The following is a 17,733-nucleotide window of genomic DNA, read 5'->3' on the forward strand; positions in this document are numbered from 1 at the left end:
GAGGTGAAGAGATGCCGTTGACCCCCGAGGACGTGCGGAACAAGCAGTTCACGACCGTCCGCCTCCGAGAAGGCTATGACGAGGACGAGGTCGATGCCTTCCTCGATGAGGTCGAAGCCGAACTGACGCGCCTGCTCCGCGAGAACGAGGACCTGCGCGCCAAGTTGGCCGCTGCCACGCGCGCGGCCGCGCAGAACCAGCAGCAGCAGGGGATGCGCAAGCCGCCCGAGCAGCAGGACCAGCAGCAGCAGGGTCCCCCGCAGGGTATGCGCGGTGGCCCGGGTGCTCCCGTGCCCGCGGGCATATCGGGCCCGCCGCAGCAGCAGATGGGCGGCCCCATGGGTGGCCCGCCCCAGCTGCCCAGCGGTGCGCCGCAGCTTCCCGCCGGTCCCAGCGGCCAGGGTGGCCAGCAAGGTCAGGGCGGTCCGATGGGCCAGGGCCCCATGGGTCAGGGTCCGATGGGCCAGGGCCCCATGGGCCAGGGCGGTCCTATGGGTCAGGGTCCGATGGGCCAGGGTCCCGGCCAGATGCAGCAGATGCAGCAGATGGGCGGCCCGATGGGCGGTCCCATGGGTGGCCCCATGGGCGGCCACGGTCCGCAGATGCCGCAGCAGGGCCCCGGTGGCGACAGCGCCGCCCGTGTTCTCTCGCTGGCTCAGCAGACCGCCGACCAGGCGATCGCCGAGGCCCGTTCCGAGGCCAACAAGATCGTCGGTGAGGCCCGCAGCCGCGCCGAGGGTCTGGAGCGCGACGCCCGTGCCAAGGCCGACGCCCTGGAGCGGGACGCGCAGGAGAAGCACCGCGTCGCGATGGGCTCCCTGGAGTCCGCCCGCGCCACGCTGGAGCGCAAGGTCGAGGACCTGCGCGGCTTCGAGCGCGAGTACCGCACGCGTCTGAAGTCCTACCTGGAGTCGCAGCTGCGCCAGCTGGAGACGCAGGCGGACGACTCGCTCGCCCCGCCGCGCACCCCGGCCGCGGCCTCCCTGCCGTCGTCCTCCGCGCCCTCCATGGCTCCCGCGGGCGCCGGTGCCCCGTCCTACGGCGGCGGCAACCAGGGCATGGGTGGTCCGGCTCCGGCCGCGCCGTCCTACGGCGGACAGCAGCAGATGTCGCCGGCGATGACCCAGCCGATGGCTCCGGTGCGGCCCCAGGGCCCGTCGCCGATGCAGCAGGCGCCCTCGCCGATGCGCGGGTTCCTCATCGACGAGGACGACAACTGACGGCCTTGCGTACGCCTTAGGCGTCGGCAGCGTTCAGGGCGGAGCCCCCGGATCATCCGGGGGCTCCGCCCTTTTGCGCTGTCCGTGAGGCGCCGGCGGCGCGGCGGCTCCCGGGCGGGCGCGCGGGAGCCGCACGGCGGGGGCATGTGCGGGGAGGCGCCGGGACGAGGGTGCCTGAGCGGCAGTGGTCGTCCGCGCGTCCTGAACGGGCGTGCGCGCGCGGGCACTTGTGCGGGGGAGGCAACGCCGAAGGCCCGGGGCCGCCAGGAGATCCTGGCGGCCCCGGGCCTTCGGTCCGTACGGTCCCGGCGGGCCGGTGCCGCGGTGTTACGCCTTGCGGAGGCGGAACGTGAGGGACAGGCCCTCGTCCGTGAACGGCTCACCGTAGGCGCCGTCGGCCTCGCCCTGCGCGAAGTCCGTGGCGAGCACCTCGTCGGAGATGAGCGTCGCGTGCTCGGCGAGGGCCGCGGCGACCGCCGGGTCCGTGGAGGACCAGCGGAGCGCGATGCGGTCGGCGACGTCCAGGCCGCTGTTCTTGCGGGCCTCCTGGATCAGCCGGATCGCGTCACGGGCGAGGCCGGCCTGGCGCAGCTCCTCGGTGATCTCCAGGTCGAGGGCGACGGTGGCGCCGGAGTCGGACGCGACCGACCAGCCCTCGCGCGGGGTCTCCGTGATGATGACCTCGTCCGGCGCCAGCGTCACGGTCTCGCCGTCCACCGTGACCGAGGCGTCGCCCTCGCGCAGGGCGAGCGACAGCGCGGCGGCGTCCGTCTCGGCGATGGCCTTCGCGACCGCCTGGACGCCCTTGCCGAACCGCTTGCCCAGCGCGCGGAAGTTCGCCTTGGCGGTCGTGTCGACCAGTGAGCCGCCGACCTCGGAGAGCGATGCGAGGGAGCTCACGTTCAGCTCCTCGGTGATCTGAGCGTGCAGCTCGCGGTCGAGCGTCTCGAAGCCGGTCGCGGCGACCAGCGCGCGGGACAGCGGCTGACGCGTCTTGACGCCCGACTCCGCGCGGGTGGCCCGGCCGAGCTCCACGAGACGGCGGACCAGGAGCATCTGGCGCGACAGCTCCGGGTCGATGGCGGACAGGTCCGCCTCCGGCCAGGACGACAGGTGGACCGACTCGGGGGCGTCCGGGGACACCGGGACGACCAGGTCCTGCCAGACCCGCTCGGTGATGAACGGGGTCAGCGGGGCCATCAGCCGCGTGACCGTCTCCACGACCTCGTGCAGGGTGCGCAGCGCGGCCCTGTCGCCCTGCCAGAAGCGGCGACGGGACCGGCGCACGTACCAGTTGGAGAGGTCGTCGACGAACGCCGAGAGGAGCTTGCCGGCGCGCTGCGTGTCGTAGGCCTCCAGGGCCTGCGTCACCTGGTCGGTGAGCGCGTGCAGCTCGGAGAGCAGCCAGCGGTCCAGGACCGGGCGGTCGGCGGGGGCCGGGTCGGCCTCGCTGGGGGACCAGTCGGCGGTGCGGGCGTACAGCGCCTGGAAGGCGACGGTGTTCCAGTACGTGAGGAGCGTCTTGCGGACGACCTCCTGGATCGTGCCGTGGCCCACGCGGCGGGCCGCCCACGGGGAGCCGCCGGCCGCCATGAACCAGCGCACGGCGTCGGCGCCGTGCTGGTCCATCAGCGGGATCGGCTGCAGGATGTTGCCCAGGTGCTTGGACATCTTGCGGCCGTCCTCGGCGAGGATGTGGCCGAGGCACACGACGTTCTCGTACGAGGACTTGTCGAAGACCAGTGTGCCGACGGCCATCAGCGTGTAGAACCAGCCGCGGGTCTGGTCGATGGCCTCGCTGATGAACTGCGCCGGGTAGCGGCTCTCGAACAGTTCCTTGTTCTTGTACGGGTAGCCCCACTGCGCGAACGGCATCGAACCCGAGTCGTACCAGGCGTCGATGACCTCCGGGACGCGGGTCGCCGTCAGACCGCAGCCGCCCTCCGGGCACGGGAAGGTGACCGCGTCGATGAACGGGCGGTGCGGGTCCAGGTCCGACTGGTCGGTGCCCGTCAGCTCGGTCAGCTCGGCGCGCGATCCGACACAGGTGACGTGGCCCTCCTCGCAGCGCCACAACGGGAGCGGTGTGCCCCAGTAGCGGCTGCGGGAGAGCGCCCAGTCGATGTTGTTGTTCAGCCAGTCGCCGAAGCGGCCGTGCTTGACGGACTCCGGGAACCAGTTGGTCCCCTCGTTCTCCTCCAGGAGACGGTCCTTGACGGCCGTGGTGCGGATGTACCAGGACGGCTGCGCGTAGTACAGGAGCGCGGTGTGGCAGCGCCAGCAGTGCGGGTAACTGTGCTCGTACGGAACGTGCTTGAAGAGCAGGCCGCGGTTCTGGAGGTCCTCGGTGAGCTTCTCGTCCGCCTTCTTGAAGAAGACGCCGCCCACCAGGGGGACACTCTCCTCGAAGGTGCCGTTCGGGCGGATCGGGTTCACCACGGGCAGGCCGTACGCGCGGCAGACCTTGAGGTCGTCCTCACCGAAGGCGGGGGACTGGTGGACCAGACCCGTACCGTCCTCGGTCGTCACGTACTCGGCGTTGACCACGAAGTGCGCGGCCTCGGGGAACTCGATCAGCTCGAACGGACGTTGATACGTCCAGCGCTCCATCTCGGCGCCCGTGAAGGACTCGCCCGTGGTCTCCCAGCCCTCGCCGAGCGACTTCTCGACGAGCGGCTGCGCGACGACGAGCTGCTCCTCGCCGTTCGTCACGACGACGTAGGTGACGTCCGGGTGCGCGGCGACGGCGGTGTTGGAGACCAGGGTCCACGGCGTGGTCGTCCACACCAGGAGCGCGGCACGGCCGGCCAGCGGACCGGAGGTGAGCGGGAAACGGACGTAGACGGAAGGGTCGACGATCGTCTCGTAGCCCTGCGCGAGCTCGTGGTCCGACAGGCCCGTCTCGTCGCGCGGGCACCAGGGGGCCACGCGGTAGTCCTGGACCAGCAGGCCCTTGTTGAAGATCTCCTTCAGCGACCACCACACGGACTCGATGTACTCGGGGTCCATGGTCCGGTAGGCGTCGTCCAGGTCGACCCAGTAGCCCATGCGGTTCGTCAGCTCGGTGAACGCGTCGGTGTGACGGGTCACCGACTCACGGCACTGCGCGTTGAACTCGGCGATGCCGTACGCCTCGATGTCCTGCTTGCCGGTGAAGCCCAGCTCCTTCTCCACCGCCAGCTCCACGGGCAGGCCGTGGCAGTCCCAGCCGGCCTTGCGCCCCACGTGGTAGCCGCGCATGGTGCGGAAGCGCGGGAAGACGTCCTTGAAGACGCGCGCCTCGATGTGGTGGGCGCCCGGCATGCCGTTCGCGGTGGGCGGGCCCTCGTAGAACACCCACTCGGGGCGGCCCTCGGACTGGTCGAGGCTCTTGGCGAAGATCTTCTGCTCGCGCCAGAAGTCGAGCACGGCGTGCTCGAGGGCGGGCAGGTCGACCTGGGCGGGCACCTGGCGGTACGTCGGCGCTGTCATCGGCGAGCTTCCTCCAACGGACTTTCTGCCTTCCGTCGGAGGGACGAGAGCGTTGCTGCTGCGGACGCCGTGTTCGGCGCGCTCCCGCGGTACCACCCTCCTTGGCCCGCCCGTGCGCCGTTCGCACCGGTGAGCCCCCTCATTGGGGTCGCGATGCCGGGTCTACTGGCCCCTCAGGGGTGTTCTGCCGGCGGCTCCGGGGTGATCTTCACGTCGCGCTGGCCCCCGGGCTTCCACCGTCCCCGGGTCGCTCCTGGCCGCGTACGCCGTTACTCGTCCCCATCCACGCTTCTCGCTGCGCCCAGTGTACGGCGCCCCGGGGACAGGGGCCGACCGGATTTCCCGGGCGCCGCCGTGGCCTGCGCGGTGACCCGAATGGCGCGGGGCGCGCGTCCGGATCCCGGGACGGTGGTCCCGGCGGATTACCCGGCGGGGAGCTGGGCACAACGCTTGCATGCCTGCCACGCGGGACCCGCGGGGCGGGCGATGTGCGGGCGTGCCCCGTTGCCGCGGGCCAGAAGTCGATTTATCGTCCCAGCACGACGCGCGAGCAAGATCACAAAATGTGAAGGGGCCGCGGCCATGGTGGCGAAGAAGACCGCCGTACAGCAGTCGGCGTCCGGCAGATCCACGGGTTCGGCGGCCAAGAATGTGGGTGGGAAGAAGAGCGCACAGGGGGCTTCCGCGACGAGCGAGGCGAAACCGGTGAAGACGACCTCCAGGACAGCGACCCCGGCCGCGACGGTGACCGCGAAGACGGTGACGGCCGAGACCGTCACCGCGAAGACGGCCGACGGGGCCGTCGCCGGGAAAGCCACCGACAAGAAGACCACGGCCAAGAGGAGCACCTCCAAGGCGGCCGACAAGAAGGGCACCTCCGAGGCGGCCGACAGCGGGAAGGCCACCGAGGCCGCTGCCGCCACGACCGCCGCCAAGAAGGTGCCTGCCAGGAAGGCGGCCACGAAGGCCACCGCCAAGAAGGCCGCGGCGAAGAAGGCTCCCGCCAAGAAGGCGGCGGCCGCGGCGAAGAAGCAGGCGTCCGGGAAGGCCGCGGCGAAGAAGACCGCGGGTACGGCGCGGAAGAGCACCAGCACGGCCAAGAAGACGGCCGCGTCCGCGGCCGAGGGCGCGGCGGAGGCCGCGGAGACGACGGGAGCCACGACGGTGGTTGCGAAGAAGACCCCTGGCACGGCCACGGCCGCCAAGAAGGCCACCGCGGTTCCCAAGGCGCGGCCCGCCGCGGCGGAGTCCGGCGAACTCGCCGTGCGCCCCGGTGAGGACCCCTGGACCCCGGAGGAGGTCGAGGAGGCCCGTGCGGAGCTCCAGTCGGAGGCGCTGCGGCTGAGCGCCGAGATCGCGACCTCCGAGGCCGCCCTCGCCGGCCTGATGCGGGACTCCGGTGACGGCGCGGGCGACGACGAGGCGGACACCGGCACGAAGAACATCACGCGCGAGCACGAGATGGCCCTGAACTCCAACGCGCGCGAGATGCTGGAGCAGACCGAGCGCGCCCTGCACCGGCTCGACGCCGGCACGTACGGGCTCTGCGAGAACTGCGGCAACGCCATCGGCAAGGCCCGGATGCAGGCCTTCCCGCGCGCCACGCTGTGCGTCGAGTGCAAGCAGAAGGAGGAGCGCCGGCACTGAACCGCCGGCCGGTCCTCAGGGCGCCGCGCCGCCGTCCCTGTGACGACCGGGGCGGACGGTCCCGGCGCCGCGCAGGAGGTCTCCGCCCGCGCGGCGCGGGAGGCCTCCTGAGCACGGGGGCCCGCGGGGGTGTGCCGTACCCTCGTCCTCAGTCAGGAACCTAGGTCGAGGGACTCACTCACGTGGCAGAGGCGGAGCGCATCATCGGTACGCCGGGCATCCCAGGGGCGGCGTCTGCCGAGCCGGAGCAGTCCGACGGGACCTCCGACGGGAACACGGCGTCGGGAGACCGGTCCGGCGGCGACGGGCAGAGCCCGGCCGAGCGGCCCTCCGGGGACTCCGCCCCGGCGTCCGCGGCGGACGGGACGGGCGAGCGGCCCAGGGGCAGGCGCAAGATCGCCGTGCTCTTCACGGTGGCCGTTCTGGCGTACGCCCTCGACCTGATCAGCAAGATGATCGTCGTGGCGAAGCTGGAGCACCACGACTCGATCGAGATCATCGGGGACTGGCTCAAGTTCGAGGCCATCCGCAACGCGGGCGCGGCCTTCGGCTTCGGCGAGGCGTTCACGATCATCTTCACGGTGATCGCCGCCGCGGTGATCGTCGTCATCGCCCGGCTCGCCCGCAAGCTGTACAGCGTGCCGTGGGCCATCGCCCTCGGGCTGCTGCTCGGCGGCGCGCTCGGCAACCTGACCGACCGGATCTTCCGCTCGCCGGGCGTCTTCGAGGGCGCGGTCGTGGACTTCATCGCCCCCAAGCACTTCGCCGTCTTCAACCTCGCCGACTCGGCGATCGTCTGCGGCGGCATCCTGATCGTCCTGCTGTCCTTCCGGGGCCTCGACCCGGACGGAACGGTCCACAAGGACTGACCGCACGGCCCGACGGCGGGCCGGGGGAGCGCCCCGGCTCCGCTCGTCGCAGGGGGTCGGGAACCGGCGGTGAACCGTCCCCGGAACCGCTTCCACCGGGGCTCCGGGGGTACGCGTGTTCGGGCCGTGGTCCGGGGGTGTCCGGGGCGTCCGGCATACTCGACGGGTGAGCACCATTCCCGAGATCCGCACCCTGCCCGTGCCCGACGGCCTGGAGGGCGAGCGTGTCGACGCCGCCATCTCCCGCATGTTCGGCTTCTCCCGTACGAAGGCCGCAGAGCTCGCCGCGGCGGGGAAGGTCTCGGTCGACGGCTCGGTGGTCGGCAAGTCCGAGCGGGTGCACGGCGGCGCCTGGATGGAGGTCGAGATGCCGCAGGCCCCCGCGCCCGTGCAGATCGTCGCCGAACCCGTCGAGGGCATGGAGATCGTCCACGACGACGACGACGTGGTCGTGATCGTCAAGCCCGTCGGCGTGGCCGCCCACCCCAGCCCCGGCTGGACCGGCCCGACCGTCATCGGCGGTCTCGCCGCCGCCGGCTACCGGATCTCCACCTCCGGCGCCGCCGAGCGCCAGGGCATCGTGCACCGCCTCGACGTGGGCACCTCGGGCCTGATGGTCGTCGCCAAGTCGGAGTACGCGTACACGTCGCTCAAGCGCCAGTTCAAGGAGCGCACGGTCGACAAGCGCTACCACGCGCTCGTGCAGGGCCACCCGGACCCGACCAGCGGCACCATCGACGCGCCCATCGGACGCCACCCGAACCACGACTACAAGTGGGCGGTCACCGCCGAGGGCAAGCCCTCCGTCACGCACTACGACCTGATCGAGGCCTTCCGCGCCGCCTCCCTGCTCGACATCAAGCTGGAGACCGGGCGCACCCACCAGATCCGCGTCCACATGTCGGCCCACCGCCACCCCTGCGTCGGCGACCTGACCTACGGCGCGGACCCCACCCTCTCCAAGCGCCTCGGCCTCACCCGGCAGTGGCTGCACGCGAAGCGGCTCGGCTTCGAGCACCCCGGTGACGGGCAGTGGGTCGAGTTCGAGAGCGGCTACCCCGAGGACCTCCAGCGGGCCCTCGACAAGGTGCGTGAGGAGAGCTACGCGTGACGGGCGCGGATGGGACGGCGGCGGGTTCCCCGGCGACCCCGGGCACCTCGTACGTGGTGAGGGTCGCCGAGGAGGCGACCGACCGCGAGGCCTGCTTCAGGGTCCGCAAGGACGTCTTTGTCGGTGAGCAGGGCGTACCGGAGGACATCGAGTACGACGCGTACGACGCCGGCGCCCTGCATGTGCTGGCGGTCCGCGAGGACGGCGTACCGCTCGGCACCGGGCGGCTCCTGCACGGCGAGGCGGCCGCGGCGAAGACCGGCGGGGACCCGGCCGTGGGTTCCCTCGGACGGCTCGCCGTGACGCGCGAGGCGCGCGGGCTCGGCGTGGGCGCGGCGCTCGTCGGAGCCATCGAGCGGGCCGCACACGCGCGGGGCCTGACCGCTGTCGACCTGCACGCCCAGACCCACGCCCTCGGCTTCTACGAACGGCTCGGATACGCGGCCTACGGCCCGGAGTTCCCCGACGCCGGAATCCCGCACCGCGCGATGCGCAAGGCCCTGTGAGCGGGGTTTGTCCTAGCGGCATGGCACGCTTGAGGTCCGGATCGACCTTGATCGCCTAGACCCCGCCGGAGCGCTGACCGTGGATCAGTTGGCCCTGCTGTTCGTGCTGTTGCTCGGGGCCGTGATCAGCGTCCCGGTGGGAGACCGGCTCGGGCTGCCCTCGCCGGTCCTCATGACGCTGCTCGGCATCGCCCTGGCCCTGCCCAAGTTCGTCCCGAACGTGGACATCCCGCCGGAGCTGATCCTGCCCGCGCTGCTGCCGCCGCTGCTGTACGCGGCGGTGCGGCGGACCTCGTGGAGACAGTTCGCTGCCAACCTGCGGCCGATCTTCCTGCTCGCCGTGGCCCTGGTGTTCGTCACCACGCTCGTCGTGGCGGCCGTCGCCAGCTCCATCGTGCCCGGCCTGCCGATCGCCGCCGCCATCGCGCTCGGCGCGCTCGTGGCACCTCCCGACCCGGTCGCGGCGACCGCCGTCGCCGGTCAGCTCGGCCTGCCCCGCCGGCTGGTGTCGATCCTGGAGGGGGAGGGGCTCTTCAACGACGTGACGGCCATCGTGCTGTACCACGTCGCCATCGCCGCCGCGGTCAGCGGGACCTTCTCGCCCTGGCGGGCCGGCCTGGACCTGGTGCTGTCCGCGGTCGTCGCCGTCGTCATCGGCGTCGCGCTGGGCTGGGCGACGAACAAGCTGATGACCCTGCTCGACGACACCACGCTGCAGATCGGCCTGACCCTGCTGGTGCCGTTCGCCTCGTACGTGCTGGCCGAGGAACTGCACGGCTCCGGCGTGCTCGCGGTGCTCACCACCGCCCTGTTCCTGTCGGAGTACGCGACCGACGCCGACGACGTCATGACCCGGCTCGCCGGTTCCACCGTCTGGGACGTGGTCGACACGCTCGTCACCGGGGTCGCCTTCGGCCTCATCGGGCTCGAACTGCACAACGCGCTCCGCACGGCGGCCGGGCGGTGGGGCGAGATGCTCGGCTGGGCCGGTGCGATCGTGGCCGTGGTCGTGCTGGTCCGCCTCGCCTGGCTGCTGCCCGCGACCTGGCTGACCAAGCGGCTGCACGCCAAGCGGGACTACGACGAGGAGATCCCCACGTCCTGGCGGGAGACCGTGGTGATGTGGTGGGCCGGGATGCGGGGAGTGGCGTCCGTCGCCCTCGCCCTCGCCATCCCGCTGGAGATGGACGACGGTTCACCGTTCCCCGACCGCGACGAGATCGTCTTCATCGCCTTCGGGGTGATCATGGCCACGCTGCTGATCCAGGGACTCACGCTGCCGTGGCTGGTCAGGAAGCTCGGGGTGCGGGCCGACGAGGACGTCGAGAAGGCCTTCGAGAAGGAGCTGGCGCTGCGGGCCGCGAAGGCGGCGAAGAAGCGGCTCCGGGAGATCGAGGACGCGGAGGAGCTCCCGGAGGAGGTCTCCGAGCAGCTGCTGCGCCGGGCCTTCGAGATCGGGGTGCGGATCAGCCCCGACCTGGGGGACGAGGAGCGGCGCGAGGGGCACGAGAAGCGCGTCCGGCGGATCAAGCGGATGCGGCGCATCCAGGCGGAGATGATGAGCGCGGCCCGGCACGAGGTGCTGTCCGCGCGCAGCGAGCCCGGGGCGGATCCGGAGATCGTGGACCGGGTCCTGCGGCATCTCGACGTACGCAGCCTGCGCTGACCGGGCAGGACCCCGCACCGCCTTCTCCGCAGGGCTTTCTCCGGAGGCTCGTAGACGGGGGCCCGTACCGCGTTTTTCCCGGACGGGCGTGGGCAGGCCCGGGCGGCCTGCTCCGAACGGCCGTGGACCCGTGGGCCCGAACAGGTCCGGGCCGCCCGCACGCTTCGGTGCGGGCGACCCGGACCGGGCTCGCGGAGTGGAGAGGGCGGCGCCCCGGGGGTCACCCCCGGCCGGGACCCGTCCTGGGCGGCTCCTTGGAGTACGCGTTGGCGAACGAGTACGAGTAGCGGCTGCGGTGCAGGCGGGACGGCACGCCGTCCCCGCCGTCCGCGCCGTCCCGGTCCTCGTGCCCGGCGCGGCGTCCCTGGCCGGGCGTGAGCACCGCCTCGGCGGTGTTGACCCGGGGCAGCGCGTAGGGGTGCTGTTCGGTCAGCCAGCGCATCATCTGCTCGCGGACCGTGACCCGTACCGTCCAGATGTCGTCCGCGTCCTTCGCGGTGACCAGAGCGCGGACCTGCAGTGTGTTGGGCGTCGTGTCGGTGACGGCGAGACCGTAGTCGCGGCCGTCCCAGGCCGGGCACTCGCGCAGGATGTCGCGCAGCTTCCCGCGCATCGCCTCCACCGGGGCGGAGTGGTCGAGGTGCAGGAAGACGATCCCGGTCATCTGCGGAGTGCCTCGGGACCAGTTCTCGAACGGCTTGGACGTGAAGTACGACACCGGCATGGTGATCCGGCGCTCGTCCCAGGTCCGCACCGTGAGGAAGGTCAGGGTGATCTCCTCGACGGTGCCCCACTCGCCGTCGACGACCACGGTGTCGCCGAGCCGCACCATGTCGCCGAAGGCGATCTGCAGTCCGGCGAAGAGGTTCGACAGCGTGGACTGGGCGGCGACACCGGCGACGATGCCGAGGATTCCGGCCGAGGCCAGCAGCGAGGCGCCCGCCGCCCGCATCGCGGGGAAGGTCAGCAGCATCGCGGAGACGGCGACCACGCCGACGACGGCGGTGACCACGCGCTGGATCAGCGCGACCTGGGTCCGGACCCGGCGCACCCGCGCCGGATCGCGGTGCGCGTTCGCGTAGCGCGAGTACGAGGTGTCCACGATCGCCGTCGTGACGCTCACGACCAGCCAGGCGGCGGCACCGATGAGGATCAGGGTCAGGGTTCTGCCGATGCCGACGCGGTGCTCCATCAGCAGCTTCGCCTGGTCGAAGGAGCCTCTGAGCAGTGCCGCGAACAGGACCAGCTGGAAGGGGATGCGGCCACGGCGGAGCAGACCCCACAGGGAGGTCTCTCTGTGCCGGTCGTCCACCCGACGCAACAGGAGGTCCACGGACCACCCGATGAGCAGTGCGAGCACGACCGAGCCGCCGACGACGATCACCGGGCGCAGTACGTTCTCCATGCCAAGGAACGTAACCGGCTCGCGGCGCTCATGAACATGTGATCTCCGGGCGAAACGGGGTATGCCGCGAGGGCGCCACCGCGTACGCCGCCCGATCAGCGGTGCCACGACGTCGATGTGACACGGGGCACGGCCTCCGTTCTGGGCTGTCGGTCCCGGCTGGCACCATGGAACCCATGGACATCATGCTTTTCCACTCGACGTACGGTCTGCGCCCCGCGGTGCGCGCGGCGGCGGACCGGCTGCGGGCCGCGGGACACGAGGTGTGGACGCCCGACCTCTTCGAGGGGCGCACCTTCGACACCGTGGAGGAGGGCATGGCCTTCAACGAGGAGATCGGCAAGGTCGAGCTGCTCAAGCGCGCCGTGCTGGCCGCCGCGCCCTACTCCGACCGGGGCCTGGTCTACGCGGGCTTCTCCCTCGGAGCCTCCGTCGCGCAGACCCTGGCCCTCGGCGACGAGAAGGCCCGCGGGCTGCTCCTGCTGCACGGCACGTCGGACATCGCGGAGACCGCTTCGGTGGACGACCTGCCCGTCCAGCTCCATGTCGCCGAGCCCGACCAGTTCGAGACCGACGACTGGCTGAGCGCCTGGTACCTCCAGATGCAGAGAGCCGGCGCCGACGTGGAGGTCTACCGCTACGCGGGCGCCGGCCACCTCTACACCGACCCCGACCTCCCCGACTACGACGCCCAGGCGGCCGAGGCCACCTGGAAGGTGGCACTCGGCTTCATCGACAGTCTGTAGCTGTTGCCGGAGGCAGGGGTCTGCGACCCGGTGCTACACCGGGTCGTAGGTGCGCTCCATCGTCTGGGTGCCGCTGCGGGTCCGGTACGAACGGGCCCAGGACGAGGTCGCGTTCGGGTTCGTGCGGTCGGACGTGACGTAGAAGTCCATCTGCGCGCGGGCGGTCGTGATGTCCAGGACGCCGTAGCCGTGGCGGTCGGTGTCGATCCAGTGGACGTGGCGGTTGGCCGCGCGGATGACCGGTGACGCGAGGGCGGAGACGGTGCCCTCGGGGACCTTGACGATGTCGTCGAGGTTGTCGGAGGTCATCGAGGTGACCACGAACTCGGTCGCCGCGGAGGCCGACAGTGGGTACGTGCCGGCGTCCACCGGCACGTCGTTGGCCCAGGCCATGTGGATGTCGCCGGTCAGGAACACCGTGTTGCGGATCGCGTTGGAGCGCAGGTGCGCGAGCAGTTCGCGGCGGTCGTCCGTGTAGCCGTCCCACTGGTCGGTGTTGAGGGCGATGCCCTCCTGCGGCAGTCCGAGCAGCTTGGCGAGCGGCTTGAGCAGGTCGGCGGAGAGCGCCCCCACCGCGAACGGCGAGATCATCACGGAGTTGCCGACCAGCCGCCAGGTGGTGTCCGAGGCCTTGAGCCCGGTCTTCAGCCAGTCGAGCTGCGCGCGGCCGGTGATCGTACGGTCCGGGTCGTCGACCGAGCCGCTGGCCGTGGCCGCCTGCTGCGAGCGGAAGGAGCGCAGGTCGAGCAGGGAGAGGTCCGCGAGCTTGCCGAAGCGCAGCCGGCGGTAGGTGGTGCCGGCGATCGCCGGGCGGACCGGCATCCACTCGAAGTACGCCTGCTTGGCGGCGGACTGACGGGCCGACCAGGTGCCCTCGGCGCCCTCGGTGTGATTGACGGCGCCGCCCGACCAGGCGTTGTCGGCGAACTCGTGATCGTCCCAGATCGCCACGACGGGCGCCTTGTGGTGCAGGGCCTGCAGGTCCGGGTCGGTCTTGTAACGGCCGTGCCGGGTGCGGTAGTCGGCGAGGGTGATGATCTCGTTGGCCGGGGCGTGCGGCCGGACGACCGTGCCCCGGGTGCCGTACTCCCCGGACTTGTACTCGTAGATGTAGTCGCCCAGGTGCAGCCAGGCGTCGAGGTCGCCGCGGGCCGCGAGGTGGCGGTACGCCGAGAAGTAGCCCGCCTCCCAGTTGGCGCAGGAGACCACGCCGAAGCGCAGACCGGGGACCGCCGCGTCCGCCGCCGGCGCGGTGCGGGTGCGCGCCGCCGGGGAGTCGGTGCCTCCGGAGGAGAACCGGAACCAGTAGTCGGTGGCGGGCCGCAGGCCGCGGATGTCCGCCTTGACGGTGTGGTCGGAGGCGGCCGTCGCCACGGTGGAGCCCTTGGCGACGACCGTGGTGAACGCCTTGTCCGTGGCGACGGTCCAGCTCACCTCGGTGTCCGCGCCGAGCCCGGAGCCCGGTACGGCACTGGACTCGGGGGTCACCCGGGTCCACAGGAGGACGCCGTCGGGCAGCGGGTCGCCGGAGGCGACGCCGTGCAGGAAGGCGGGGGCCTCGGTCGCGGCCCGCGCGGGCAGCGCGGCGGCGAGCGGGGCGGCGAGGACGGCGGTGGCGGCCGCGGCCTTGACGACCGAACGGCGGCTGGGGGCACGGGAGTCGAGGACGCCCGCGGAGTCGGATGATCTCTGTCGACTGGTCACGGCCGATCAGGTTACCGACCGGTACAGCCAAAAAGCGGGCGAACTTGTGAAAGTTCGCCCGCTCTTCGCCTACCGGCCGCTCAGATCACCTGGGTCGCCGGGTTACCTGCGGCGGTCAGCCCTTGAGAGCCGCTTCCATCGCCTTGGTGTAGTCGGCGACGGACATCGGCGCGGCCTGGCCGTCCGCTCCGGTGAGCTTCTTGCCGTCCATCACCAGGCTCGGGGTGCCGTTCACGTCGTCCTTGTTCGTGTTGAACGTCTCCGACATGGCCAGGCCCCAGGCGTCGTACTTGCCGTCCTTGACGGCACTCTGGAACGCGGTGTTGTTCTTCAGTGCGGCGACCGTGTTCGCGACCTTGATCAAGTAGGCGTCGCTCTTGAACTTGTCGTCCGTCTCCTCGGGGTGGTACTTCGCCGAGTAGAGCGCGGTCTTGTACTCCAGGAAGGCCTCGGGGCTCACGTTCAGCGCGGCGCCCAGGGCGCTCATGGCGTTCTTGGAGCCCTCGCCGCGGGAACCGATCTGGATCTTGCCCTTGTCGTCGGTGTCGCCGTCGAGGAACGTGCCGCCGATGTACTGGATCTTGAACTTGCCGGCGTCGAAGTCCTTCTTCAGGGTCGGGCCGACGGTCTGCTCGAAGGAGGCGCAGATCGGGCAGCGCGGGTCCTCGTACAGCTTCAGGGTCTTCTTGGCGGTGCTCTTGCCGAGAACGACCGTGGTGCCGTTCGTGCCGGTGGTGTTGGCCGGGGCGACGACCTTGTCGCTCGCGACGGCCTCCCACTGGGACGGCTTGTTGTTCTGCACGACCGCGTAGCCGATGCCGCCGGCTATCGCGAGGACCGCGACCAGGGAGCCGGCCACGATCGCCTGGCGCTTGACCTTGTCGCGCTTGGCCTGACGCTCGCGTTCGACGCGCAGGCGCTCGCGGGCCGCCGTCTTCGCCGACTGGCTGTTCCGCTTGCTCATAGTGGTGATCTCCAAGGGGGACGCGCACGGGTCGTACGCGGAATACGTGAGGGGGACTGCCGGCGCTCGGGGAGCCGTGGCGCGGGGCGGTTGCGGGGAGCCGCCGCTCGGGAGGCGTTCCTCGGGAGCGGTCGCTCAGGCGAGAGCGGCGGCGACGGGTGGTCCGCGTCGGCCCAGGGAGTGCACGAACAGGAGGGTGCGGGCGGCGGTCGTCCGGCGCGGGGCCCGCGGCAGCGGACGGGCCGGGGCGAGCCGGACGGTCACCGCGGCGACCGCGAGCAGCAGCGGCCGGAACGTCGAGGCGGCCACCGCGCGGAGGAGCTGGTCCAGGGCGCGCTCACCGCGCCGCAGCCAGGCGGCCGCCAGCAGGCCGACGGCGAGGTGGGCGCCGAGCAGCAGCCAGGCGGCGGCCGGGTCGGCGTGCGCGATCAGGACGCCGGCGTGGTCGGGCGCCCCGCCGGTCACCCGGGAGAGGGGCGTGCCCACGCTGCCGCCGCCGCACAGGACGTCCAGGCCCACGGCGCGCAGGGGACCGGCGACCGGGCCGCCCGCGCTGCCGTAGCAGACGTGCTGGCCCGTGGTGAAGACCGTGTCGGCGGCCAGCTCCAGCGGGATCAGCAGGGCCGCGATCCGGCCGAAGCCGCGCTCGCGGCCCGCCAGCGCGAAGGCGACGGCGAAGACGGCGGCGGCGATCGCGGCCACGGTCGTCAGCGGCAGCGGGACCCGGGACAGCAGCACGTGCGACGCGGCGGACAGCGTCACGACGACAGCCGTGAACACCGCCGCGCGCACGGCTCTGAGCTGGATCCCGGATATGTCCATAGCGGAGGAGAGTCTCCCACGCGCTGCCGTAAGAGCCCCCTAAAGGGTGCCTGTGCGTTACGGGAGCGTTGTGGTGCGGAGACCCCGCGTGGCCGCCGGGCTACAGGCCCGGGATCCGTCCGTTGCGGAACAGGTCCACGAAGATCTGGTGGTCGGTGCGCGCCCGGGAGCCGTAGCTGTGGGCGAAGTCGACCAGGAGACCGGCGAAGCCCTCCTCGTCACCGGCGATCGCGGCGTCGATGGCCCGCTCGGTGGAGAACGGCACCAGCTCCGAGTGGCCGCTGTCGTCGTCCGCCGCCGCGTGCATCGCCGCGGTGGCCCGGCCGAGGTCCGCGACGACCGAGGCGATCTCCTCGGGGTCGTCGAGGTCGCTCCAGTCGAGGTCCACCGCGTACGGCGAGACCTCGGCGACGAGCTGGCCCGCGCCGTCCAGCTCGGTCCAGCCGAGCCACGGGTCCGCGTGCGCCTGGAGGGCACGCTGCGAGATCACCGTGCGGTGGCCCTCGTGCTGGAAGTAGCCGCGGACCGCGGGGTCCGTGATGTGCCGGGAGACGGCCGGGGTCTGGGCCTGCTTGATGTAGATCACCACGTCGTTCTCCAGGGCGTCGCTGTTGCCCTCCAGGAGGATGTTGTACGACGGGAGACCGGCCGAGCCGATGCCGATGCCGCGGCGGCCCACGACGTCCTTCACGCGGTAGGAGTCGGGGCGGGTCAGCGAGGACTCCGGGAGGGTCTCCAGATAGCCGTCGAAGGCCGCGAGGACCTTGTAGCGGGTGGCCGCGTCCAGCTCGATGGAGCCGCCGCCCGGGGCGAAACGGCGCTCGAAGTCACGGATCTCGGTCATCGAGTCGAGCAGTCCGAAGCGGGTGAGCGAGCGGGCCACGCGCAGCGCGCCCAGCAGCGGGCCGTCGGCGGTGTCCAGCGTGAAGGGGGGCACCTCGTCGTTCTTGGCGCCCGTCGAGAGGGCGTGGATGCGCTCGCGGTAGGCACCCGCGTAGATCCGGACCAGCTCGGTGATCTGGTCGTCGCTGAGCGCCTTCGCGTAGCCGATCAGGGCCACGGAGGCGGCGAAGCGCTTGAGGTCCCAGGTGAAGGGGCCGACATAGGCCTCGTCGAAGTCGTTCACGTTGAAGATCAGGCGGCCCTGGGCGTCCATGTAGGTGCCGAAGTTCTCCGCGTGCAGGTCGCCGTGGATCCACACGCGCGAGGTGCGCTCGTCCAGGTACGGGCCGCCCCGCTTGTCCTGTTCGAGGTCGTGGTAGAACAGGCCGGCCGTGCCGCGGTAGAACGCGAAGGCGGACGCCGCCATCTTGCGGAACTTCACGCGGAACGCGGCCGGGTCGGCGGCCAGGAGCTCGCCGAAGGCGGTGTCGAATACGGCGAGGATCTGCTCGCCGCGTTGCTCGTCGCTGAGCTGCGGGACCGACATCGCTGGGTGCCTCCTGGTGCAGGTGGTGCGGGACATGAGGGAGCGGACGCGCCGCACCCGGGACAAGGGTGTCCGTCCACTTCCAACGGACGAAGATACGCCGGAGTGCCCGGCCTCCGGCGGCGAACGCACACCCCCGGGCCCGGGGCCCCGCCTGAAGGTACGGGTGATGC

General features: G+C 71.7%; 13 protein-coding genes. 7 read left to right on the plus strand and 6 right to left on the minus strand.

Translation table 11 applies throughout. The features are described 5' to 3' along the window. The first annotated feature begins 11 nt into the window (after positions 1–11). A complete protein-coding gene (locus tag OG406_RS28955; RefSeq protein WP_164375676.1) occupies positions 12–1,220 on the plus strand; it encodes a DivIVA domain-containing protein in 1,209 nt (402 codons plus the stop codon). Between the two features lie 327 nt (positions 1,221–1,547). On the opposite strand, the gene ileS is transcribed toward OG406_RS28955, so the two are convergent. Continuing rightward, the gene (ileS, locus tag OG406_RS28960) at positions 1,548–4,691 is read right to left on the minus strand and encodes an isoleucine--tRNA ligase (RefSeq protein ID WP_329188559.1); all 3,144 of its coding nucleotides are present in this window, start codon (positions 4,689–4,691) and stop codon (positions 1,548–1,550) included. Positions 4,692–5,273: 582 nt separating this feature from the next. Between ileS and OG406_RS28965 the strand changes: the two genes are divergently transcribed. The 5 genes from OG406_RS28965 (at position 5,274) to OG406_RS28985 (ending at position 10,490) form a co-directional block, all read left to right on the plus strand. Continuing rightward, positions 5,274–6,338 carry a TraR/DksA family transcriptional regulator gene (locus OG406_RS28965; protein WP_329188561.1) on the plus strand — a complete coding sequence of 355 codons (1,065 nt, stop codon included), beginning with the start codon at positions 5,274–5,276 and terminating at the stop codon, positions 6,336–6,338. A 182-nt stretch (positions 6,339–6,520) separates the two neighbouring features. After that, positions 6,521–7,207: a signal peptidase II gene (gene lspA, locus OG406_RS28970; RefSeq protein WP_266849019.1), complete on the plus strand. Its 687-nt coding sequence runs from the start codon at positions 6,521–6,523 to the stop codon at positions 7,205–7,207. A 166-nt stretch (positions 7,208–7,373) separates the two neighbouring features. Beyond that, positions 7,374–8,318, plus strand: coding sequence for an RluA family pseudouridine synthase (locus tag OG406_RS28975; protein ID WP_081216723.1), 945 nt, complete (start codon positions 7,374–7,376; stop codon positions 8,316–8,318). Next, positions 8,315–8,824 carry a GNAT family N-acetyltransferase gene (locus OG406_RS28980; RefSeq protein WP_329188563.1) on the plus strand — a complete coding sequence of 170 codons (510 nt, stop codon included), beginning with the start codon at positions 8,315–8,317 and terminating at the stop codon, positions 8,822–8,824. Before OG406_RS28975 ends, OG406_RS28980 begins: the two co-directional genes overlap by 4 nt. Before the next feature lie 79 nt (positions 8,825–8,903). Beyond that, complete coding sequence (locus OG406_RS28985; RefSeq protein ID WP_267050549.1) at positions 8,904–10,490, plus strand: Na+/H+ antiporter; 1,587 nt, start codon at positions 8,904–8,906, stop codon at positions 10,488–10,490. A gap of 220 nt (positions 10,491–10,710) precedes the next feature. On the opposite strand, the gene OG406_RS28990 is transcribed toward OG406_RS28985, so the two are convergent. Next, entirely contained in the window at positions 10,711–11,895 is a 1,185-nt protein-coding gene (locus tag OG406_RS28990) for a mechanosensitive ion channel family protein (RefSeq protein WP_329188565.1), read from the minus strand. A 176-nt stretch (positions 11,896–12,071) separates the two neighbouring features. Between OG406_RS28990 and OG406_RS28995 the strand changes: the two genes are divergently transcribed. Then, the gene (locus OG406_RS28995) at positions 12,072–12,641 is read left to right on the plus strand and encodes a dienelactone hydrolase family protein (RefSeq protein ID WP_164375682.1); all 570 of its coding nucleotides are present in this window, start codon (positions 12,072–12,074) and stop codon (positions 12,639–12,641) included. Positions 12,642–12,674: 33 nt separating this feature from the next. Here the strand turns inward: OG406_RS28995 and OG406_RS29000 are convergent, their stop codons facing one another. The 4 genes from OG406_RS29000 to OG406_RS29015 all read right to left on the minus strand — a co-directional run bounded on the left by OG406_RS29000 (position 12,675) and on the right by OG406_RS29015 (position 17,560). Continuing rightward, positions 12,675–14,345 carry an alkaline phosphatase D family protein gene (locus OG406_RS29000; protein ID WP_266849028.1) on the minus strand — a complete coding sequence of 557 codons (1,671 nt, stop codon included), beginning with the start codon at positions 14,343–14,345 and terminating at the stop codon, positions 12,675–12,677. Between the two features lie 115 nt (positions 14,346–14,460). Next, a complete protein-coding gene (locus OG406_RS29005; protein ID WP_164375684.1) occupies positions 14,461–15,309 on the minus strand; it encodes a thioredoxin domain-containing protein in 849 nt (282 codons plus the stop codon). A gap of 135 nt (positions 15,310–15,444) precedes the next feature. Then, positions 15,445–16,131, minus strand: a complete 687-nt coding sequence (locus OG406_RS29010) for a hypothetical protein (RefSeq protein WP_266849032.1) — start codon at positions 16,129–16,131, stop codon at positions 15,445–15,447. Between the two features lie 100 nt (positions 16,132–16,231). Beyond that, complete coding sequence (locus tag OG406_RS29015; protein WP_164376069.1) at positions 16,232–17,560, minus strand: DUF2252 domain-containing protein; 1,329 nt, start codon at positions 17,558–17,560, stop codon at positions 16,232–16,234. Positions 17,561–17,733 lie beyond the last annotated feature (173 nt).

Origin of the sequence: Streptomyces sp. NBC_01428 (assembly GCF_036231965.1) — a bacterium.
In the GTDB taxonomy this organism is placed as follows: Bacteria; Actinomycetota; Actinomycetes; order Streptomycetales; family Streptomycetaceae; genus Streptomyces.